The organism is Rahnella sp. EDr1-12, from assembly GCF_049206505.1.
Lineage (GTDB): Bacteria > Pseudomonadota > Gammaproteobacteria > Enterobacterales > Enterobacteriaceae > Rahnella > Rahnella rivi.
This window is the reverse complement of record NZ_JBLZNY010000005.1, coordinates 47,728-69,079: the sequence shown is the minus strand read 5'-3', so window position 1 is coordinate 69,079 and position 21,352 is coordinate 47,728. Positions and strand designations below refer to the sequence as shown.

21 protein-coding genes are annotated in these 21,352 nt (G+C 53.0%); 5 read left to right on the top strand and 16 right to left on the bottom strand.

What is annotated here, in order from left to right:
• Nucleotides 1-195: 195 nt before the first annotated feature.
• Together ACO0U8_RS18765 and ytfE are read left to right on the top strand one after the other, a co-directional pair.
• Nucleotides 196-2,145: a bifunctional 2',3'-cyclic-nucleotide 2'-phosphodiesterase/3'-nucleotidase gene (locus ACO0U8_RS18765; protein ID WP_421671413.1), complete on the top strand. Its 1,950-nt coding sequence runs from the start codon at nucleotides 196-198 to the stop codon at nucleotides 2,143-2,145.
• 121 nt (nucleotides 2,146-2,266) lie between these two features.
• Nucleotides 2,267-2,932: an iron-sulfur cluster repair protein YtfE gene (gene ytfE, locus ACO0U8_RS18760; RefSeq protein WP_056782468.1), complete on the top strand. Its 666-nt coding sequence runs from the start codon at nucleotides 2,267-2,269 to the stop codon at nucleotides 2,930-2,932.
• A 64-nt stretch (nucleotides 2,933-2,996) separates the two neighbouring features.
• Here ytfE and fklB read toward each other — a convergent pair whose 3' ends face one another.
• Nucleotides 2,997-3,617 (bottom strand): FKBP-type peptidyl-prolyl cis-trans isomerase, encoded by a 621-nt coding sequence (fklB, locus tag ACO0U8_RS18755; protein ID WP_056782469.1) that lies wholly within the window; start codon nucleotides 3,615-3,617, stop codon nucleotides 2,997-2,999.
• A gap of 255 nt (nucleotides 3,618-3,872) precedes the next feature.
• Between fklB and ACO0U8_RS18750 the strand changes: the two genes are divergently transcribed.
• Nucleotides 3,873-4,583: a LysM-like peptidoglycan-binding domain-containing protein gene (locus ACO0U8_RS18750; protein WP_056782470.1), complete on the top strand. Its 711-nt coding sequence runs from the start codon at nucleotides 3,873-3,875 to the stop codon at nucleotides 4,581-4,583.
• A 130-nt stretch (nucleotides 4,584-4,713) separates the two neighbouring features.
• Here ACO0U8_RS18750 and rplI read toward each other — a convergent pair whose 3' ends face one another.
• The 5 genes from rplI to yjfP all read right to left on the bottom strand — a co-directional run bounded on the left by rplI (nucleotide 4,714) and on the right by yjfP (nucleotide 7,054).
• The gene (gene rplI / locus ACO0U8_RS18745) at nucleotides 4,714-5,166 is read right to left on the bottom strand and encodes a 50S ribosomal protein L9 (protein WP_013573778.1); all 453 of its coding nucleotides are present in this window, start codon (nucleotides 5,164-5,166) and stop codon (nucleotides 4,714-4,716) included.
• Nucleotides 5,167-5,205: 39 nt separating this feature from the next.
• Nucleotides 5,206-5,433 carry a 30S ribosomal protein S18 gene (gene rpsR, locus ACO0U8_RS18740; protein WP_004392491.1) on the bottom strand — a complete coding sequence of 76 codons (228 nt, stop codon included), beginning with the start codon at nucleotides 5,431-5,433 and terminating at the stop codon, nucleotides 5,206-5,208.
• A gap of 4 nt (nucleotides 5,434-5,437) precedes the next feature.
• Nucleotides 5,438-5,755, bottom strand: a complete 318-nt coding sequence (priB, locus tag ACO0U8_RS18735; protein ID WP_072158217.1) for a primosomal replication protein N — start codon at nucleotides 5,753-5,755, stop codon at nucleotides 5,438-5,440.
• 5 nt (nucleotides 5,756-5,760) lie between these two features.
• Nucleotides 5,761-6,153, bottom strand: a complete 393-nt coding sequence (rpsF, locus tag ACO0U8_RS18730) for a 30S ribosomal protein S6 (RefSeq protein WP_013573776.1) — start codon at nucleotides 6,151-6,153, stop codon at nucleotides 5,761-5,763.
• A 151-nt stretch (nucleotides 6,154-6,304) separates the two neighbouring features.
• Nucleotides 6,305-7,054, bottom strand: coding sequence for an esterase (yjfP, locus tag ACO0U8_RS18725; RefSeq protein ID WP_421671412.1), 750 nt, complete (start codon nucleotides 7,052-7,054; stop codon nucleotides 6,305-6,307).
• A 279-nt stretch (nucleotides 7,055-7,333) separates the two neighbouring features.
• On the opposite strand from yjfP, the gene ACO0U8_RS18720 reads away from it, so the two are divergent.
• Both ACO0U8_RS18720 and bsmA read left to right on the top strand, forming a co-directional pair.
• Complete coding sequence (locus ACO0U8_RS18720) at nucleotides 7,334-9,283, top strand: methyl-accepting chemotaxis protein (protein ID WP_421671411.1); 1,950 nt, start codon at nucleotides 7,334-7,336, stop codon at nucleotides 9,281-9,283.
• Nucleotides 9,284-9,378: 95 nt separating this feature from the next.
• The gene (gene bsmA, locus ACO0U8_RS18715) at nucleotides 9,379-9,690 is read left to right on the top strand and encodes a biofilm peroxide resistance protein BsmA (RefSeq protein ID WP_056782474.1); all 312 of its coding nucleotides are present in this window, start codon (nucleotides 9,379-9,381) and stop codon (nucleotides 9,688-9,690) included.
• A 16-nt stretch (nucleotides 9,691-9,706) separates the two neighbouring features.
• On the opposite strand, the gene ACO0U8_RS18710 is transcribed toward bsmA, so the two are convergent.
• The 10 genes from ACO0U8_RS18710 to hfq all read right to left on the bottom strand — a co-directional run bounded on the left by ACO0U8_RS18710 (nucleotide 9,707) and on the right by hfq (nucleotide 21,318).
• On the bottom strand, nucleotides 9,707-11,338 hold the full coding sequence (locus tag ACO0U8_RS18710; RefSeq protein WP_421671410.1) for an isovaleryl-CoA dehydrogenase: 1,632 nt from the start codon (nucleotides 11,336-11,338) through the stop codon (nucleotides 9,707-9,709).
• 134 nt (nucleotides 11,339-11,472) lie between these two features.
• The gene (gene rlmB / locus ACO0U8_RS18705; RefSeq protein ID WP_056782476.1) at nucleotides 11,473-12,216 is read right to left on the bottom strand and encodes a 23S rRNA (guanosine(2251)-2'-O)-methyltransferase RlmB; all 744 of its coding nucleotides are present in this window, start codon (nucleotides 12,214-12,216) and stop codon (nucleotides 11,473-11,475) included.
• A gap of 131 nt (nucleotides 12,217-12,347) precedes the next feature.
• Complete coding sequence (rnr, locus tag ACO0U8_RS18700) at nucleotides 12,348-14,846, bottom strand: ribonuclease R (protein WP_414070393.1); 2,499 nt, start codon at nucleotides 14,844-14,846, stop codon at nucleotides 12,348-12,350.
• Between the two features lie 41 nt (nucleotides 14,847-14,887).
• A complete protein-coding gene (gene nsrR / locus ACO0U8_RS18695) occupies nucleotides 14,888-15,313 on the bottom strand; it encodes a nitric oxide-sensing transcriptional repressor NsrR (RefSeq protein ID WP_056782478.1) in 426 nt (141 codons plus the stop codon).
• Between the two features lie 228 nt (nucleotides 15,314-15,541).
• Nucleotides 15,542-16,840: an adenylosuccinate synthase gene (locus ACO0U8_RS18690; RefSeq protein ID WP_056782479.1), complete on the bottom strand. Its 1,299-nt coding sequence runs from the start codon at nucleotides 16,838-16,840 to the stop codon at nucleotides 15,542-15,544.
• Between the two features lie 144 nt (nucleotides 16,841-16,984).
• A complete protein-coding gene (locus tag ACO0U8_RS18685) occupies nucleotides 16,985-17,185 on the bottom strand; it encodes a DUF2065 domain-containing protein (RefSeq protein ID WP_056782480.1) in 201 nt (66 codons plus the stop codon).
• Nucleotides 17,186-17,279: 94 nt separating this feature from the next.
• Nucleotides 17,280-18,278: a protease modulator HflC gene (gene hflC / locus ACO0U8_RS18680; protein ID WP_056782481.1), complete on the bottom strand. Its 999-nt coding sequence runs from the start codon at nucleotides 18,276-18,278 to the stop codon at nucleotides 17,280-17,282.
• A 2-nt stretch (nucleotides 18,279-18,280) separates the two neighbouring features.
• Nucleotides 18,281-19,570 carry an FtsH protease activity modulator HflK gene (hflK, locus tag ACO0U8_RS18675; RefSeq protein ID WP_217202876.1) on the bottom strand — a complete coding sequence of 430 codons (1,290 nt, stop codon included), beginning with the start codon at nucleotides 19,568-19,570 and terminating at the stop codon, nucleotides 18,281-18,283.
• Nucleotides 19,571-19,603: 33 nt separating this feature from the next.
• Entirely contained in the window at nucleotides 19,604-20,908 is a 1,305-nt protein-coding gene (gene hflX / locus ACO0U8_RS18670; protein WP_056782483.1) for a ribosome rescue GTPase HflX, read from the bottom strand.
• 98 nt (nucleotides 20,909-21,006) lie between these two features.
• Complete coding sequence (gene hfq / locus ACO0U8_RS18665) at nucleotides 21,007-21,318, bottom strand: RNA chaperone Hfq (protein ID WP_056782484.1); 312 nt, start codon at nucleotides 21,316-21,318, stop codon at nucleotides 21,007-21,009.
• Nucleotides 21,319-21,352 lie beyond the last annotated feature (34 nt).

Here is a 21,352-nt window from a genome sequence, read left to right as displayed (position 1 = left end):
TTACCTCAGTGCTTTGATTCTCATTTCTCAAGCCTAGTTTTTTTTGTCCTGAATAGCCATCCCGTCATGCTAAGGATTCATAAAGTTGTTACATCTCACATTTATTTATGACAACTGATTACATTCTCAGCAAATTTTGAGATACATATCCGGTTTTTTATTCCGGGCATCATCTTTTTCTCTGGAGGCAAGGCAATGAATACGCGTCATCTGACGTTATCCCTGCTGGCGACACTGACGGCGGCATCCGTTCAGGCGTCACAGGTGGATCTGCGCATCATGGAAACCACGGATCTGCACAGCAACATGATGGACTTCGACTACTACAAAGATAAACCGACCGAGAAGTTTGGACTGGTACGTACTGCCAGCCTGATCCACGCGGCGCGAAACGAAGTCACCAACTCCGTGTTAGTCGACAACGGCGACATCATTCAGGGCAGTCCGCTGGGCGATTACATGGCGGCAAAAGGCCTGAAAGAAGGCGATGTGCATCCGGTGTATCTGGCCATGAACACGCTGAATTATGCGGTCGGTAACCTCGGCAATCATGAGTTTAACTACGGTCTTGATTATCTGAAAAAAGCGCTGGCTGGCGCGAAATTCCCTTACGTGAATGCTAACGTCATCGACGATAAAACCGGGAAACCGCTGTTCACGCCGTTCCTGATCACCGATAACGCAGTTAAAGACCGCGACGGCAAAACCCATAATCTGCGCATTGGTTACATCGGTTTTGTGCCACCGCAGATCATGGTTTGGGATAAAGCCAATCTGCAGGGCAAAGTGACCGTGGCAGATATCACCGAAACCGCCAAAAAGTGGATCCCGGAAATGCGTAAACAGGGTGCCGACATTATTGTCGCCATCCCGCACTCCGGCCTGTCGGGCGATCCCTACAAAACGATGGCGGAAAACTCGGTCTATTACCTGAGCCAGGTAAAAGGCATCGACGCCATCATGTTCGGCCATGCGCATGCTGTTTTCCCGAGTGAGGAATTCGCCAGCATCAAAGGGGCAGATATCAAACAAGGTACGCTGAACGGCGTGCCTGCCGTGATGCCGGGCATGTGGGGCGACCATCTGGGCGTTGTCGATATGGTGCTCAGTAACGACGGCGGCAACTGGAAAGTCGAAACCGCCAAAGCCGAGGCGCGGCCGATTTACGATAAAGAACAGAAAAAATCACTGGCGGCGGAAGATCAGGATCTGGTGAAAGTGCTCGCCCCTTCTCATGACGCCACGCGTGAATTTGTCAGCAAGCCGATCGGTAAATCTACCGACAACATGTACAGCTATCTGGCGCTGGTGCAGGACGACCCGACGGTGCAGATCGTCAATAATGCGCAAAAAGCCTATACCGAACACTTCATTCAGGGCGACCCGGATTTAGCCGATCTGCCGGTGCTATCGGCAGCAGCGCCGTTTAAAGTCGGCGGACGTAAAAACGATCCGGCCAGCTTCGTCGAAGTGGAAAAAGGCGAGCTGACTTTCCGTAACGCGGCAGATTTGTATCTGTATCCGAACACGCTGGTAGTGATGAAAGTCACCGGGCAGGAAGTGAAAGACTGGCTGGAATGTTCCGCCGGGCAGTTTAATCAGATTGACCTGAACAGCACCAAACCGCAGTCGCTGATTAACTGGGACGGTTTCCGTACCTATAATTTCGACGTCATCGACGGTGTGAATTATCAGATTGATGTCAGCCAGCAGGCGAAATTCGACGGTGAATGCACGCTGGTCAACAAAGATGCAGAACGCATCAAAAATCTGACTTACAACGGCAAGCCGATCGACCTGAAGGCCACCTTCCTGGTCGCGACGAATAACTACCGGGCTTACGGCGGGAAATTTGCGGGTACCGGCGATAAGCACATTGCTTTCGCATCACCGGATGAAAACCGTTCCGTTGTCGCCGCTTACATCAGTGCTGAAACCAAAAAAGCTGGCGCGGTCACCCCGACGGCGGACAACAACTGGAAGCTGGCAACGCTCAAGGCCCCGCAACCGCTGGATATCCGCTTCGAAACCTCGCCGGGTGACAAAGCTGCGGCTTTCATTAAGTCTCATGCTCAGTATCCGCTGACCGCGAAAGGCACAGACGCTATTGGCTTTGAGATTTATCAGGTCGATTTGCAAAAATAACGCGCATTCAAACGCCCTGCGGGGCGTTTTTTCTTTCTGTACTTCCTTTGAGCTATAGCTTCGCTTTAAACATGCATTTATAATACATGTTATAGATTCTTTCATTTAACGAGGCTTCATCATGGACTATCGCGACCAACCCCTTGGCGCTCTGGCTGTTGCCATTCCACGCGCTACCCGTCTGTTCCGTCAGTACGATCTCGATTTCTGCTGTGGCGGTAAGCAAACGCTGTTACGCGCCGTCACTAAAAAAGATCTGGATATCGATCTTATCGAGCAGCAAATTGCAGAGATTGCCCAACTGCCGGATACTTCAACCGACTGGAAAACCGCTCCGCTGGCGCAGATCATCGATTTCATTATTCCGCGCTACCACGATCGTCACCGTCAGGAATTGCCTGAACTGGTGCTGATGGCAGAGAAAGTGGAAAAGGTCCATGGCGATAAAGCGCCTTGTCCGCACGGTCTGGCGGTTCAGCTGCAACTGATCCTCGAAGAACTGACCAGCCACATGATGAAAGAAGAGCAGATCCTGTTCCCGATGATCCGTGGCGGAATGGGCCGTCAGGCTGCCGGTCCGATTTCAGTGATGGAACGTGAACATGATGATGCGGGGCTCATTCTGGAAGAGATTAAACGTCTGACCAATAACGTGACGCCGCCGGAAGGCGCCTGTGTGACGTGGCGGGCGCTGTACGCCGGGATTAACGAATTCATCACCGACCTGATGGAGCATATCCATCTGGAGAATAACCTGCTGTTTCCGCGCGCGCTGCGTGGCGAATAAGCCGGATTCCGGACGTAAAAAAGGGCGCATCAGCGCCCTTTTCATTTCTGTTATCTGCAGAGAATTACAGAATTTCCAGCAGCTCAACTTCGAAGATCAGCGCGCTGTATGGCGGGATGGACGCACCTGCGCCACGCTCGCCGTAAGCCAGGTTATGAGGGATGTACAACTCCCACTTAGAACCCACCGGCATCAGGGTCAGTGCTTCGATCCAGCCTGCGATTACGCCGTTAACCGGGAATTCAGCCGGTTCGCCACGCTGTACGGAGCTGTCGAAGACAGTGCCGTCGATCAGTTTACCGGTGTAGTGAACGCGTACACGATCCTGACGGCCCGGAATAGCGCCCTCGCCCTGGGTAATCACAGAGAATTGCAGACCGGACTCGGTGCTGCTCACGCCTTCGCGCTGTACGTTCTGAGCCAGGAATTCCTGCCCCTGAACAGCCAGTGCTTCCTGACGTTCACGACGAACAGCATCAGCACGTTCATGGACTTCACGCAGTGCGCGGTGAACCACGTCAACAGGAACGGCTGGCGTATTCCCTTCCAGCGCGTCGCGTAAGCCTGCCAGCAGTGCGTCAGGCTCTAAGCCCTGCAAACCTGATTCCTGCAACTGTTGACCGACCTGCAGGCCGATACCGTAACTTGCCTGCGCTTCTACGCTGTCAAATGAAGGGGTAGTCATGAATTTTCCTTAGCTCTTAAAAATGTCGAAGGCGCAGCATAGCAGCGCAAAGCTTTTGGGTAAAATCCTCTGTGAGCCAACATGACGGCGGGCGCAGTTCATCCCACTTTTCGATAAATTTTTCGCATTTGACGCCATTTAGCGCATCGTTTGGATGATATTTATGCTTTGTCCCTTTCCGCATCAAGCAGTTAAACAGCTATACTAGGCAGCAACAGACAGTCGAAAATGCGACAGTTAACAAGAGAGGTCGTCATGGGCAGAATCCCGCCCAGGAGAAGGAAAGCCATCCGTATTTATCAACCCATGTTGAGATCCTGGATTGCCATTATGAAAAGGCCGATGCGAGATACGACAGCACCGCAGAGCGAAAGCGAAAGTGAAATCACTTCTGCTGAAACTGAAACCGGAACGTCTGCTGCAACCAGAGGCAAAACGTTGCTGAGCAGGATCTGGCACATAAGCGACGGCTTCCACTGGATGTCGCCACTCCCTTACCCACATCGTCGCGGCATTATTTTGGCTGTGCTGGTCATTCTTCTGGCACTGCTGTGGCCGTATACGCCGGAAAATACTTACGCGCCGTCACAACCGCAACAGCCGACCAGCATCCCGATGCAGGCCGATTTGCGCAACGATCAGGGCCGTACCACGCAAATGGCGCAGCCGGAACCTGTGCAGCCGCAGAGTAATGACAACGGCGGCACATGGCGTAGCTATCAGGTGCAGTCTGGCCAGACGCTGGCGCAGCTGTTCCGCGATAACAATATGGCTGTGAACGATGTGTTTTCTATGGCGCGGGTAGAGGGCGCGGAGAAACCGCTGAGTACGTTGAAAACCGGACAGGAAGTGAAGATACAGCGTGATGCTCAGGGTGTGGTGAAGGCATTGCAGGTCACGACCGAACAGAACGTCACCGTGACGTTTACCCGTCAGTCAGATGGCAGTTTTCAGCGCGAAAACTGAGTGAATCCAGTAAAGGGTTCGCCTCTGAAATACTCCGCCCGTTCTTAATGCTTGTGGGCTCAGCATTCCCTGATGCAGAAAAGCAAAACGCCGGCACTAGGCCGGCGTCTCAGGGTTAACTTCAGCGTTATTACGCTTCAGCAACCACAACGACATTCAGTTTAGCGAATACGTCGCTGTGTACCTGGAACTCAACTTCGTGTTCACCAGTGGTACGCAGAACGCCATTCGGCAAACGAACTTCGCTTTTTGCAACTTCAACGCCAGCTGCAGTCACTGCATCAGCAATATCGCGAGTACCGATAGAGCCGAACAGTTTGCCTTCGTCGCCTGATTTAGACGCGATGGTGACTGAACCCAGTTCGTTGATTTTAGTTGCACGAGCTTCAGCAGCGTTCAGAACGTCAGCCAGTTTGGCTTCCAGTTCAGCACGACGTGCTTCGAAGAACTCAACGTTTTTCTTGGTAGCAGGAACAGCTTTGCCCTGTGGTACCAGGAAGTTACGAGCATAGCCCGCTTTAACGTTAACTTGATCACCCAGGCTGCCCAGGTTTGCTACTTTATCAAGCAGAATAACTTGCATTACCTTAACCTCTCAAAGTCGTTTATGGACAGTGGCCTATTACTGATGACGATCAGTATATGGCAACAAAGAAAGGTAGCGAGCGCGCTTGATACAACGAGCGAGCTGGCGCTGGTATTTTGCACGAGTACCGGTAATACGGCTCGGGACAATTTTACCGCTTTCGGTAACGTAGTTTTTCAGCGTAGCGATATCTTTGTAATCAATCTCTACAACGCCTTCCGCGGTGAAACGGCAGAACTTGCGACGACGGAAATAACGTGCCATTAGGCTAGTCTCCAGAATCTATCAATTCAATCTGCTCGGCATGTAACACCACTTTGTTCAGTCCATTGCGCCCTTGATGGCAACTAATGAATCCAGAAACAGTGAGTTGCGTGCCGACCGTTATACTGTGAGTTAATGCTTGTGACGCTTGTCCACTGACAACCACAGGCATTCTGCACCATGTTTGTCGGTTAAATCCGGCTTCCTGCTGCTGCGAGCGGTGCTCTAGCACGAACTGGCAGTGAGGAATGCCCGAAGGACTGACTTTACGAATGGGGGTCTTGCACACTGTGCCGGACAACACCAGACGATTCGCCGTCACGGCAATTACTCTTCAGAATCCCCAGCTTCAGCATCATCATTAGCTTCAGCGAAATCTTCACGACGATCACGACGTTCGTCTTTCGCTTTAACCATTGGAGATGCTTCAGTTACCGCGTGTTTAGTACGCATAACCATGCTACGGATAACGGCGTCGTTGAAGCGGAAGTTTGTTTCCAGCTCATCGATCGCTTCCTGCGGGGCTTCAACGTTCAGCAGAACGTAGTGAGCTTTGTGCAGTTTGTTGATCGGGTAAGCCAGTTGACGGCGGCCCCAGTCTTCCAGACGGTGAATCTGACCAGCAGCGTTAGTGATTACTGCACTGTAACGCTCGATCATGCCCGGAACCTGTTCGCTTTGGTCAGGGTGTACCATAAATACGATTTCGTAATGACGCATAGAATTGCTCCTTACGGATTATTCAGCCTCCTGTCAGGGTCAACCGCGGCCCATGGAAGCAAGGAACGTGTTATGTGTGCGGTCGAAAAAATGACGCGCAATTATATGTACAGCCACTGTGAAACTCAAGGAGAAAGGCAGATTAATTTCTCTACAGCTTTTGAGCGAAGAAAGCGGTGGCTTCTGACAGTGCGTGCACCGTGACTTTATGCTTCGCCTCAGACTCAGAAATGAAGGTCAGATTGGCGGTCGCTTCGCCGGCAGCCAGTTCCTGTTGCAACCGCAGGCTTTCGCCAAACGGCACCACGTCGTCCTGCTCGCCGTGCCAGACAAACAGCGGTTTATCGGCGAATAATGCCGTTTTACCAGTGATATCCAGGCTAAGTAGCGGAGCAACATCACGTTCAAAAACGTTGCGCTGTGCTGTGTCACCGGCGGTAAATGCAGGGAAAAGATGGTGTGATAAACGCGAAAAGTAGCCCGATCCCATCAGGTTTGCCGCAACCTTCACCCACGGGTATTTCACCAGCGCGGCCATGGTGGTCATTCCGCCCATCGATACCCCGCCGACGCCCAGGCGTTGCGGATCCGCCAGACCGCGTCCGACAAACAATTCCTTCAGCATCGCCAGCTCTTCGACGTTGTTTTGTAAAATACGCCAGAAATGGGCCACGCATTTGGCTTCGTCACTTTCTGTACGGGCACCGTGCATGAGTGCATCCGGCAGAATGACGCGAAAACCCGCCTTCGCCAGCGTATAGCCGAAATACGAGTACATTTCTTTGGAGGATAAAAAGCCGTGATAGAAAAAAATCGTCGGAAGCTGCTGCTGATACTGTCCGGCAGGCACAGCATGAATCACCTGGATCCCTTCAATATTCTCTTCATACATCTCAACCATCGTAACTTCCCCTGCGCATATGGAAAAAAATGTCGGCCTCAGTGCGAACCGACATTCTACGGGTCTGAAAACCGGCGACTACAACCTTTTTCGTATGATTTATAACCGGTTACTTCACATCGGCCATATTCTTCTCACCAGCTTTAATTCAAATTCATACATTCATAATTATTTCATTGATTCAGATCAATTTTTATTGAAATAAGTGGTTACATTTGATCATTAATCCTTTCCGTTTTTACGCCGTTAGTGCGCTATCGAAAACTAACGGGAAACCCCATGAAAACGGCATCAAAACGCTCATTTCGCCGATGGAGCATAGGGGCAAAACTGGCAAGTTTCGCCTCCCTGCTGGTCGGCCTCTTATTTATTATTTTCACCTTGTCACTGACGCATTCCGCTGGCAGGCAGGTAAATGAACTGGCGGTTAACGCCATTTCCGAGCAGGTGACCGGCGTGGTGGACATGATAGAAATGTACAACGCCAGTCTTAACGCCGAAGTAGACAGTTATACGCGCCTGTTCAGCCATTTCCTGCCGGAAAATTTTGAACTGGATACCGGCAACCCGGTGATGATCGGCGACCAGTCTGCACCGGTTATCAAAGCGGGCGGCAATCCGCTGAATCTGGACAGTAAAATCCCCGATGATTTTCTGGCGCGCACCGGCGCGATTTCCACCATTTTCGCCCGCCGTGGCGATGATTTCATCCGCGTGACGACGTCCCTCAAAAAGCAGGACGGCACCCGCGCCATCGGTACCTTGCTCGACAACACCAGCCCGGCTTATGCAAAAATCATGGCAGGCGAATCCTTCAGCGGGCTGGCGACGCTGTTCGGCAAAAAATACATCACTAAATATCAGCCGGTACGCGATGCGCAAGGCAGCGTGATTGGCATTCTGTTTGTGGGCGTGGATATCACGTCAGAATACGCGGACATGCGGGCGAAGATCCTCTCAAAACGCATCGGCGAGCAGGGCTATTTCTTCGTGCTTAACAGCGTGCCGGGCAATGATCTGGGGAAATATCTGGTTCATGCCACCGAGGAAGGAAAAACCCCGGCATGGCCAGAGGGCGTGCTGGAACAGGTGATGTCGCAATCGCGCGGTGAACGTGAATACACCGACGCCACCAGTCAGCATCAGCAATTTATCGTTTATGCCAACGTCCCCGCCTGGCATTGGGTGGTGGTCGGCAGCACGGACAAAGACAGCCTGATGGAACAGGTGACCCGCACGCGTAACCATTTCCTGATGATAAGCTTGCTGGCACTGGCCTGTTTTGCCGCACTGTTTATCTGGCTGACGCGTAAGCTGGTCAGCCGTCCACTCAGCGACGTCGTCCACATCGCGCAGCAGTATGCCAGCGGCGATCTGCGTGCGCGGGCACAAACCCGGCGCGTTGACGAAATTGGTGCGCTGATGCACGCCATCGACGGCATCGGACACGGACTGGAGAAAATCGTCGGCGAAGTGCGTCAGGTGTCATCTGAAATCATGCACAACACGCAGGCGCTCTCCTCAGACAGCGATCAGATAAACCAGCAGATCGGCACTCAGGCCAGCAGCCTGGAAGAAACGTCGGCCAGCATGGAGCAGATCACCGCCACGGTTCAGAACACAGCGGATAACGCCACACAGGCCACCCGGCTGGTGCAACAGACCGATAAAGCCGCCACCGTCGGCGCCGATGCGGTAGATCAGTCCGTTGAAAGTATGGAAGCTATCCGGCACGCCTCTACCCGTATCGCGGCCATTACCACGGTCATTGAGGGTATCGCCTTCCAGACCAACATTCTGGCGCTGAACGCTGCCGTGGAAGCCGCGCGTGCCGGTGAGCACGGGCGCGGCTTCGCCGTGGTGGCGTCAGAAGTCCGGGCACTGGCACAGCGCAGTTCGAATGCGGTGAAAGAGATTGAAAATCTGGTGGCAGATTCCCTGAGTAAAGTGGAAGAAGGCCATCTGAGTGCGGCCAAAACGCAGTCGAACATGAACCATATCCTGCAGGGGATCCGTCAGGTAAAAGTGCTGATGAGCGATATTGATATCGCTTCGCACGAACAGTCGTCAGGGATTTCTCAGGTGAACATCGCCATCATGCAGATTGGCAAAGCGACGCAGGAGAACGCCACGCTGGTGGAAAACTCACAGCAAACGGCCGCCGCGCTCAGTGAACAGGGTCGCCATCTTTCTCAACTGGTCAGCGTGTTTAAGATTTCCGAACGTTAGGACGTGCAGGGCGCGGCAATAAACGCCGCGCAAACTCGCCAGCAGACCGGTGAAAGGGCTACACTTACGCTATCGCCCTTTTACCGGATATCACGATGAAATCCCTCCGAATCCCTGCCGCCCTGCTTTTACTGGCAGCGCTTAGCGGTTGCAGTAACCTGATGAAAACCACGCCGGTTCCTCCGCCTGCGCCAGCGGCCAACGCGCAGGAAATCACCCGTGCTCAAACGTCCACACTGACCAAAATCGGCAGTATCACCGCAGATGTCATTGGCAGCCCGATGGATGCAGAAGCAGAAATTCAGCGCAAAGCCGATGAAGCGGGCGCACGCTATTACGTCATCATGTTTAACAGTGAAACCATTGTGCCCGGACGCTGGTATTCCCAGGCCACGCTTTACCGTTGAGACGCCGGTTTCAGCCCTACTCTGCGCCAATTGCCCGGTTGATCAGCAACTGACACAACCGCTCCGGCAGCAACGTTTCGCCGCGCGGATCGAGCACCATCCGGCACCAAGCATCGGCCATTGGCGGTGATGCAAATTCCAGCATCTGCGTCGCCGTCAGCAACTGACATAACTGGCCGGTCAGCCACCGGCCCTGCGCTTCCTCCGGCTGGCGCAGGCGTTGCAGAAACTGACGGGCGGCGCGATCAAATACCCGGTTTTGTCCCCGCGCATGATGCAGCAGCTGTTGCAGCATCTCTCCGCTGGCTGGCAGCTTGCGAAGCGTACGTAATACATCAAGGCACATAATGTTGCCCGAGCCCTCCCAGATGCTGTTGACGGGCATTTCACGGTATAAACGCGGCAACTCGCTGTCTTCGCAATACCCAATCCCACCCAGCACTTCCATCGCCCCGGCGACAAAAGGCATGCCCTGACGACAGATCTCGAATTTTGCGGCGGGCGTCAGCAACCGGCAAAGCAGTTGTCCGGCGGAGTGATTTTGTTCACCCGAAGCGGCGGCGAGATGCATCAGTAACAAGGTTTGCCCTTCCAGTTGCAGCGCCATGCGGCTCAGCGTCTGGCGCATCAGCGGTTGTTCGATCAGCGGCTTGCCGAAAACCTGACGCTGAAACGCATGGTATAACGCCACCGACAGCGCCCGCCGCATCATGGCGTGGCTGCCCAGCGCGCAGTCAAAGCGCGTATGACCGCCCATTTTCAGGATATGGCGGACCCCTTCGCCCTCTTCGCCCAGCAGCCAGCCGGTGGCATTCTGAAACTCCACTTCGCTGCTGGCGTTGGAGCGATTGCCCAGTTTGTCTTTCAGGCGCTCAATCCGCACGGCGTTGCGCTCGCCGTCCGGCAATACGCGCGGCAGGAAAAAGCAGGAAAGCCCGCCATCGGCCTGCGCCAGCACCAGATGCGCATCACTTTGCGGCACCGAGAAAAACCATTTATGCCCGACCAGATGATAGGGTTTGCCGCTGCCCCGTCCTTCCAGCGCGCTCGCCCGCGTGGTGTTGCTGATCACATCCGATCCGCCCTGTTTTTCCGTCATGCCCATGCCGATCAGCACGCCTTTTTTCTGATCGCCGGATTGCAGATGCGGATCGTAGCGGTCGGATAACAACGGTTTCATCCAGCCACGAAATTCTGCGGGTAAATATTCTTGTAGCAGCGGGACAGCGCCGTAAGTCATGGTCACCGGGCACAGCGTCCCGGCCTCAACCTGCGCATGGAGAATAAACCGTGCAGCGCGCGACACCGTCGAACCGATTCGCGCATCTTCCTGCCACGGCAGATTGTGTACGCGGTTAGCGATTAACCCCTGCATCAGTAAATGCCACGCCGGATGAAAACGCACATCATCGATCCGCTCGCCGGTGGTGTCATATCGCAGAAGATCGGGCGGATTGGCATTGGCCAGCCGGCCAAGCTCGAGCGACTCCGCGGAACCTAACTGCTGCCCCAGAGAGGCCAACACATCGGCATCCCATCCGGCCTGATGCCGCATAACAGACTCACGAAGCGGAGTATCGGACAAAAATAAATTGCTGTTGCTCAACGGTTTGGGCTGATTGAAAACCCGGTGTGTTTCCCAGTTCATCGCCTGCTCCTTTTAAAGGACATGGCATCAGTATGGTAAAAATCGGGGAATTAACAGGCGGGCAGATCACAAAGACAGGAATGCAAACGGGAGCCCGAAGGCTCCCGTTGAAGGCACAGCTAAAGAAACTGAAATCAGCTCTTCTTCAGACCGCGCTGGCGCACGGCTTCAAACAGACAAACGCCGGTCGCCACAGAGACGTTCAGTGAAGACACGCTGCCCGCCATCGGAATACTGATCAACTCATCGCAATGTTCACGGGTCAGACGACGCATACCTTCACCTTCTGCACCCATCACCAGCGCCATCGGGCCGGTCATTTTGCTCTGATACAGGTCGTGATCGGCTTCACCGGCGGTACCGACGATCCAGACATTGTGCTCCTGTAAAACGCGAAGCGTGCGCGCCAGGTTGGTCACGTTGATCAACGGCACGTTTTCAGCCGCACCGCTGGCGACTTTTTTGGCGGTCGCGTTCAGTTTGGCAGAACGGTCACGGGGAACGATCACCGCGTGAACACCTGCCGCATCTGCGGTACGCAGACATGCACCGAGGTTATGCGGATCAGTCACGCCGTCCAGGACCAGCAGGAACGGGGATTCGAGACTTTCCAGCAGCGCTGGCAGGTCGTTTTCCTGATACTGACGGCCTTCACGAACGCGCGCGATAATCCCCTGGTGTACGGCACCCTCGGATTTTTCATCCAGCCACTGACGGTTCGCGACCTGAATAACAATCCCGCTGGCTTCCAGTTCGTCGATCAGCGGTTTCAGACGTTTATCATCGCGGCCTTTCAGAATGAAAACTTCCAGAAAGCGTTGCGGATCGTTGTCGAGTAAAGCTTTAACGGAATGAATACCGTAGATAATTTCGCTCATGATGCTCTTTAAAATAGACTTGCGGACAGCATGCTGTCCGCAATTTAACGAAGGATTGCGGGCGATTCTATCATCGACTGAAAAAAGCATCAGTGAATAAATGACCGCCCGTTAGTGCAGACGCGTGACCGTCAGCTTTGCGCCGGTTTTTTCTTCGCGCGCTTGGCTTTGGTCGCGGAAGCGATTTTCTGCGTCTGGTCAGAAGGCTTTTTAGCTTTCTTCGGCTTGCCGTCTTTACCGACTGCGCTCACCGCTTTTTCTTTCTTCGGCTTAGCAGGCTTCGCATCGTCTTTACGGAACGCGCTGTCCGGCTCGAAGTTAGCGCCTTTCTTGCCTGTGCGACGACGTCCTGCATTGGCGGGCGCCGTGGAACGCATGGAGCGCTCCCCTCCGTTTTTCGCGCGATCGCGTGCGGTTTTGCCTTCACCACGTGCTTTGCGGGTGCTGGAAACCAGAGCGAAGTCGATTTTACGCTCGTCCATATGCACGGCTTCAACACGAATTTCAACCGTATCACCCAGGCGGTAAACCGCGCCGGAAGATTCGCCCACCAGACGCTGTCCGATGTTGTCGTAACGGTAATAATCGTTGTCCAGTGAGGAGACGTGCACCAGACCGTCGATGAACAGATCGTTCAGACGCACGAAGAAACCAAAACCGGTCACGCTGGCGATGGTGCCGGTAAAGACTTCACCGACGTGATCTTGCATAAAGTCGCATTTCAGCCAGTCAGCCACGTTGCGGGTGGCTTCGTCGGCGCGGCGTTCTGCCATCGAACAATGCTCGCCCAGCTGCAACATGTCTTCGTAATCACTGTGCCAGCCACCGGTTGGCGTCCAGCGTTCTTTCAGCGTGCCGTGCTCTTTCGCCAGCAGATATTTGATTGCGCGATGCAATGCCAGATCCGGATAACGGCGGATTGGCGACGTAAAGTGGCCGTATGACGCCAGCGCCAGACCGAAGTGACCCCGGTTTTCCGGATCATAAATCGCCTGTTTCATGGAACGCAGCAGCATAGTTTGCAGCATTTCGCGGTCAGGACGATCCGCCAGTTCATCCATAATCTGGGCATAATCTTTCGGCTCAGGCTTGAGGCCGCCGCCCATCACCAGACCCAGTTCACCCAGCACGCTTCGCAGCGCGGAGATGTGATCATCGCTTGGACGGTCATGAACACGGAACAGCGCGGGTTCGTTATGTTTTTCAACAAAACGCGCCGCCGCGATGTTAGCGAGGATCATGCACTCTTCAATCAGTTTGTGTGCATCGTTACGCACGGTGGGCTCAACACGTTCGATACGGCGTTCGGCGTTGAAAATGAACTTCGCCTCTTCGGTTTCGAAGGCGATACCGCCACGCTCGGCACGCGCCTGATCGAGCATTTTGTACATGGTATGCAGTTCTTGCAGATGTTTGACCAGCGGCGAATATTGCTCACGCAGCTCTTCGTCACCATCAATGATGCGCCAGACTTTGTTGTACGTCAGACGGGCATGAGAACTCATCACCGCTTCATAGAATTTAGAACTGGTCAGCTTGCCCTGCGCAGAGATAGTCATCTCACAGACCATACACAGACGGTCCACTTGCGGGTTCAGGGAACACAGGCCGTTAGACAGCACTTCCGGCAGCATCGGGACAACCTGCGACGGGAAATACACAGACGTCGCGCGGCTGCGTGCTTCATCGTCGAGCGCAGTGCCGTGGCGGACGTAATAACTGACGTCAGCAATCGCCACCCAGAGACGCCAGCCGCCACCACGTTTTTTCTCACAGTACACGGCGTCATCGAAATCGCGGGCATCTTCACCATCGATGGTGACCAGCGGCAGACTGCGTAAATCCACGCGGCCTTTTTTCGCTTCTTCCGGTACCTGTTCACTCAGATCTTCGACCTGTTTCAGAACCTGCGGCGGCCAGACGTGCGGAATTTCATGGGTGCGCAGTGCGATATCCACCGCCATGCTGGTACCCATTTTATCGCCCAGCACTTCGACGATTTTACCGACCGCTTTGGTACGGCGGGTCGGACGCTGAGTCAGCTCGACCACGACCATATATCCCATGCGCGCACCATTGATGGCGTCGGACGGGATCAGAATATCGAAGCTCAGACGGCTGTCGTCGGGGACCACAAAACCGGCGCCGGCATCAGTAAAGTAACGGCCCACGATCTGGCTCATTTTCGGCACCAGCACACGTACGATGCGCGCTTCGCGGCGGCCTTTACGATCGGTGCCGACCGGCTGTGCCAGTACCACGTCACCGTGGATGCACATTTTCATTTGTTCAGCAGAAAGATAAACGTCATCTTTCTTCACGCCTTCAAGACGCAGGAATCCGTAACCGTCGCGATGACCGATGACCGTGCCTTTCAGCAAATCCAGGCGTTCAGGCAGTGCGTAACACTGGCGGCGCGTAAAGACCAGCTGACCATCACGCTCCATGGCGCGCAGTCGACGGCGCAAGGCTTCCAGCGCCTCTTCACCAGACAAATTCAGTTCGTTACCGATTTCTTCCCGGCTGGCTGGTGTTTCACGTTTCGCGAGGTGTTCCAGAATAAATTCACGGCTGGGAATAGGTGAGTCGTATTTTTCTGCTTCTCGTTCCAGGAATGGATCTTGTGACATAGCGGTTCCTCCGTTGCCATCAGCAGTTTGTTGAGAGTCTTTCATTCAACAAGCAATAATTTATAGAGCGGCGAGTTATCTTTGACCATATCGGCCAGAGTGTACTGATTCAGCTCATCAAGAAAATGTTCTACAGCAGTGTGCAGGACTTGTTTTAGCCGGCATGCGGGCGTGATGTGGCAAAAGTCACTGTCACAGTTGACCAGTGAAAGCGGCTCGAGTTCGCGAACCACATCGCCAATGCGGATTGTTTGTGCCGGTTTACCCAGCTTTATGCCACCGTTCTTGCCGCGAACGGCGGTGACCAGACCTGCGCGGCTTAACTGATTAATGATTTTCACCATGTGGTTTCGCGACACACCGTAAACATCGGTAACCTGCGAGATATTGGTCATCTGATCGTCAGGCAACGACGCCATATAAATCAACGCTCTCAAACCATAATCAGTAAAACTCGTTAACTGCACACATACCTCTGGGTAGTTTTTTACCCGCTCTTCCCGCGTCGACCGAGACGAAGGGAAAAATTGATTTTTTTAAGAAAGCACAATGATGATAAACCAGCCGGCAAGTTTGCGGCTAATCATTTAAATAGTGGATGCTTTATGGGAAGTAAACAAGCGCAGACAGGCAGAAAAAAATAAACCGGGCAAATTTGCCCGGTTATGACGTTTTTACATACTCAGCTCGCGCTGTTATGCATCAAACGGGTCACGCAGAATCATGGTTTCGCTACGGTCAGGGCCTGTTGAAATGATATCAACCGGCACTTCGGTCAGCTCTTCGATGCGTTTGATGTAGTTAAGTGCCGCTTGTGGCAGTTTATCTACTTGTTTCACACCAAAGGTCGTTTCGGTCCAGCCTGGCATGATTTCGTAAATTGGCTCGATACCTTCCCAGCCTTCTGCTGCCAGCGGAGTGGTGGTCATTTCGCGGCCATCAGGCATACGGTAACCGATACACAGCTTCACTTCTTTCAGACCGTCCAGCACGTCCAGTTTGGTCAGACAGAAACCAGACAGGGAGTTAATCTGCACAGAACGACGCACAGCAACGATGTCCAGCCAGCCGCAACGACGGCTACGACCCGTGGTCGCGCCAAACTCGTTACCTTGCTTACGCAGGAACTCGCCCGTTTCATCGAACAGTTCAGTCGGGAACGGACCTGCACCCACGCGGGTGGAATAGGCTTTTACGATACCCAGGACATAATCGACATAACGTGGACCAATACCAGAACCGGTAGCGACGCCGCCCGCGGTGGTATTGGAAGAGGTTACGTACGGATAAGTCCCGTGGTCGATGTCCAGAAGCGTGCCTTGCGCGCCTTCAAACATGATCAGATCGCCACGCTTACGCGCGCCATCCAGCAGCTCAGACACGTCAACGACCATTGCGGTCAGGATGTCGGCGATAGCCATGACATCGTCTAACGTTTTCTGGAAATCAACGGCTTCTACTTTGTAGTAGTTGACCAGCTGGAAGTTATGATAATCGATGATTTCTTTCAGCTTGATAGCGAAAGTTTCTTTGTTGAAGAGATCACCTACGCGCAGACCGCGACGGGCAACTTTATCTTCATAAGCAGGACCGATGCCGCGACCGGTAGTACCGATAGCTTTATCGCCACGCGCTTTTTCGCGCGCCATGTCTAATGCGACATGGTAAGGCAAGATCAGCGGGCAGGCTTCAGAGAGTAACAGACGTTCGCGTACAGGGATGCCACGAGCTTCAAGTTCGCCCATTTCTTTCATTAAGGCGTCAGGCGCCAGAACAACACCGTTACCGATGATGCTGGTGACATTTTCACGCAGAATGCCAGAAGGAATTAAATGAAGAACGGTTTTTTCACCGTTGATAACCAGAGTGTGACCGGCGTTGTGACCGCCCTGATAGCGCACAACATATTTAGCCCGTTCAGTAAGCAGGTCTACGACCTTGCCTTTCCCTTCATCACCCCATTGAGTGCCGAGTACGACGACGTTCTTACCCATCTCAAGAATCACCAGGTTGCTTAAAAAAGGATTCTAACATCTCATTCTGTGCTTTCCAGTACTTTTAGCACACGTTTGCGGGAAAAATTTCAATTGCGTGCTACTCGTCTCTGCCAGAAGTGACACGAGGGGTGTAACAAAAGCTCAGCCACCCAGACGACCACGCAACATGTAGTAAATTACGAAGCCGGCAACCACAAGTGCCCCTCCAAAACGGCGTAAAACCGGGTCCGGAAGATTTGCCAGAGCCAGGATCATTTTTCTCCATGATTTTGGATAAATCATCGGCCCCAGGCCTTCAAGAACTAAAACTAATGCCAGCGCCAGCAAAATAGTGGAATTCATGGTCAGTGTTTCTCTGTGCTTCCCCTGATTTAAAACAGCAGGGTTTAGAAAAGACAAAAGGCCCCGCAGGGCCTTTTGGAAATTGCATCAGCAATTATTTATTTTTTTCAGGTGACTTCATGAAACGGAAGAAATCGCTGTCAGGGCTTAACACCATGACATCATTACCGCTCTTGAAGCTGGCCTCGTAAGCACGCAGGCTACGAATGAATGCATAGAAGTCAGGATCCTGGCTGAATGCATCAGCAAACAGTTTCGCCGCTTCAGCATCGCCTTCACCGCGGGTAATACGTGCGGTACGTTCCGCTTCTGCAACAGTACGGGTTCTTTCGTAATCTGCCGCAGCCTGAATCTTGGTGGCTTCTTCTTTACCCTGAGAGATGTGACGCAATGCAACCGCATTACGCTCAGCACGCATACGATCGTAAATCGCGCTGGACACTTCTTCCGGCAAGTTGATCTGTTTCAGACGCACATCGACCACTTCAATACCCAGCGCGGCCATGCTGTTCGGGTTCACCGCAGGCTGTTTGCCTTTGGTTTCCTGCTCAACACGTTTTGCTGCAGAAGCGATAGCATCATCGGCTTCTGTGGTCGCTTCAGGCTCATCGCCGACGCTACCGGTGTTCAGTGCATCACGCACATCCATCGTCAGACGACCACGGGAATCGGTCACGATGTCTTTCACATCAAGACGACCGATTTCTGAACGCAGACGGTCACTGAATTTACGTTTCAGCAGAATTTCAGCCTGAGAGACGTCACCGCCGCCCGTAGCCAGATAGTAACGGCTGAAATCGCTGATACGCCATTTCAGGTAAGAATCGACGATTAAGTCTTTCTTCTCGCTGGTAACGAAACGGTCAGCCTGGTTATCCATGGTCTGAATACGTGCGTCGAGCATTTTAATGGATTCCACGAAAGGAACTTTAAAATGCAGGCCCGGCGCATACACCAGAGGTTTGTTATCGTTGTCACGCAGGACTTTGCCGAAACGCAGCACGATGCCACGCTGGCCTTCCTGAACGACGAACAGTGAAGCATAAAGCGCCACCAGCACCACAACGACGATAAGTAAAATGGACTTACGCATTGTTATTCTCTCCCTACGCGAAGTGTATCGTCACGTTGTGCATTCACACGACGCTGATCCATGACACTGCCAGACGAACGGGAACTGCTGTTATCGGCACTGCTTTTGCCATTATTGCCAGTTAAACCCGGAACGGAAGGCAACAAACCTGTTTCGTCACTCTTGGTATCATTGGCGGCTGGATTAGTGCCACGCAGCATTTGATCAAGAGGTAACACCATCAGGTTGTTCCCTTTGTCACTCACCAGAACTTTACGGGTGTGACTGAGAACTTTTTCCATTGTCTCGATATACAGACGCTCGCGGGTAATTTCCGGCGCGGCTTTATATTCAGGCAACAGTTTTGCAAAGCGGGCAACTTCACCCTGCGCTTCAAGCACGGTACGGTCTTTATAAGCTTTCGCGTCTTCAAGCAGGCGCTGTGCTTCACCGTTTGCCAGAGGCTGGATTTGGTTAGCGTAAGCTTCTGCTTCACGAATAGACTGTTGTTCCCTTTCACGGGCAGCAATCGCGTTATCGAAGGAGGCTTTGACTTCTTCAGGCGGACGCGCCGTCTGGAAGTTGACGTCCTGAATGGTAATACCCATTTTGTAAGGACGAATGGTTTCTTCCAGTACGCGTTGGGTGTCACTACGCACGGTGGTACGGCCTTCAGTCAGGATTTTATCCATCGTGTATTTACCGATAACACCACGCAATGCGCTGTCCGTTGCCTGGCTCAGGCTGTCGTCAGGGTTGGCGACGCTGAACAGATAGGCTTCAGGGTCGGTCACGCGGTACTGTACGTTCATCTCGACACGCACCACGTTTTCATCAGACGTCAGCATCACGCCAGACGCGGCCAGTTCACGTACCGATTCTACGTTCACTGCGCGGACCTGATCGATGAAGGTTGGCTTCCAGTTCAGGCCCGGTTCAACCAGATGGCTGAACTTACCAAAACGGGTGACCACGCCACGCTCGGCTTCTTTAATGGTATAGAAGCCAGTTGCAGCCCAGATAACCACTACCGCGGCGACCGCGATGCCAGCTATCCGGCTACCACTCATTCCGTGACCGGAACCCGATGGCGTGCCGTTGTTATTGTTGTTGCCTGAACCTTTTCCACCGAAACCGCCCAGCTTTTTGCTGAGTTTACGGAAGATATCATCCAGGTCAGGTGGCCCCTGATTTCGGCCGCCTTTGTTGTCATTATTACCACCAGAATTTCCACCAGAGTTGCCGCTATTATTATTGCTGCTGCCCCAGGGGTCGCGGTCCTGTCCGTTATTACCGGGCTGATTCCACGCCATGTTATAGCTCCATTATTCTATGATTGGTGTTCTTCAGGACAAATCAGACAGACTCTGGTTGCGGATATAGCTGGCCAGTTCCTGCTCTTGTTTGCAGAGGCGGTGCCAGTCAACAATGGGCATTCGCACCATAAGACCAAAACTACCATCCTCTTCAATCCATTCTTTTTCTATCGCCTGAAGCTGGTAAAAACGGCTACGAAGGCGTCCTGCTTCCGGCGGCAGGCACAATTCATGCTGCGCGATTTCGCCAGAGAGTCGCTCCGTTAATGCCTGAAAGAGCAACGGAATACCTTCCCCGGTCACGGCTGATAGCCACACCCTGATCGGCAAATTCTCCTCGTTGCGATCGATACGCGGAACAAAATCATCCAGCATATCTATTTTGTTCATCACTAACAGCGCAGGAATTTCATCTGCTTCGATCTCTGCCAGCACCGTATTCACCGCGTCAATATTTTCCTGAACGCGGATGTCCGCTGCATCGATGACATGTAATAACAGAGATGCCTGTTGGGTTTCCTGCAATGTTGCTTTAAAGGCGGCAACTAAATCATGGGGCAGGTGACGAATAAACCCTACGGTGTCCGCCAAAACTGTTTCCCCGACATCTGCAACCATAATGCGTCGCAGCGTAGGATCCAGCGTAGCAAACAACTGATTGGCCACGTAAACATCGGCCTGAGTGATACGGTTAAAGAGTGTGGATTTTCCGGCGTTGGTATACCCCACCAAAGACACCGTTGGAATATCCGCACGGACGCGCGAACGACGACCTGTTTCACGCTGCTTAGCCACTTTCTCAAGACGGCTGAGGATCAGGGTAATTCTGTCACGCAGTAAACGGCGGTCAGTTTCGAGCTGGGTTTCACCCGGGCCACGTGCCCCGATGCCTCCCCCCTGACGCTCAAGGTGTGTCCAGCCACGAACCAGTCGGGTAGCAATGTGGCGTAATTGCGCCAGTTCTACTTGTAACTTACCTTCGTGTGTTCGTGCCCGCTGGGCAAAGATATCTAAAATCAATCCTGTGCGGTCGACAACGCGACATTCGCATAATGCTTCCAGGTTACGTTCCTGGGCAGGAGATAACGAGTGATCAAAGAGAATAACAGAAGCGCCCGTTGCTTTGACTGCGTCTGCAATTTCCTGGGCTTTTCCTTCACCGACAAAGTATTTTGGGTGCGGTGCCTTACGGCTCCCGGTGACGACTTGCAGCGCCTCTACACCGGCAGAAGAAACCAGCGATTCGAATTCGCTCAGGTCTTCCGTGTCTTTGTCTTGCGAGAAATAGATATGAACCAGAACGGCCTGTTCGCCGCCTTCATAACGGTCAAACAAGCTTGCGACCTCTCATTTGGATTAAATTCGACAGCCGGGGGTGCATAAGCATAATCGGAATACTTATGAACCCCTTCGTGGTTGACCAACGTTGCGCTTTATTCAGCGTCATCGTTTTCCTGCTGCGGCTGTTGCTGCGCAGACGGAGTACTGCCTTGATGATAGTTGTTGGTGCTGCCCGTACCTGGATTATTGCTATGATGTGACACCGGGCGGGAAGGCACTACGGTGGAGATAGCGTGTTTATACACCATCTGGCTTACCGTATTTTTTAACAGAATGACAAACTGGTCAAAAGACTCAATCTGGCCTTGCAGCTTAATACCATTCACCAAGTAAATAGAAACCGGAACACGTTCACGACGCAATGCGTTCAGGAACGGATCTTGCAAAGATTGCCCCTTAGCCATTCTATCTTTTCCTTATTAGTTTGTTGTTTGTAAC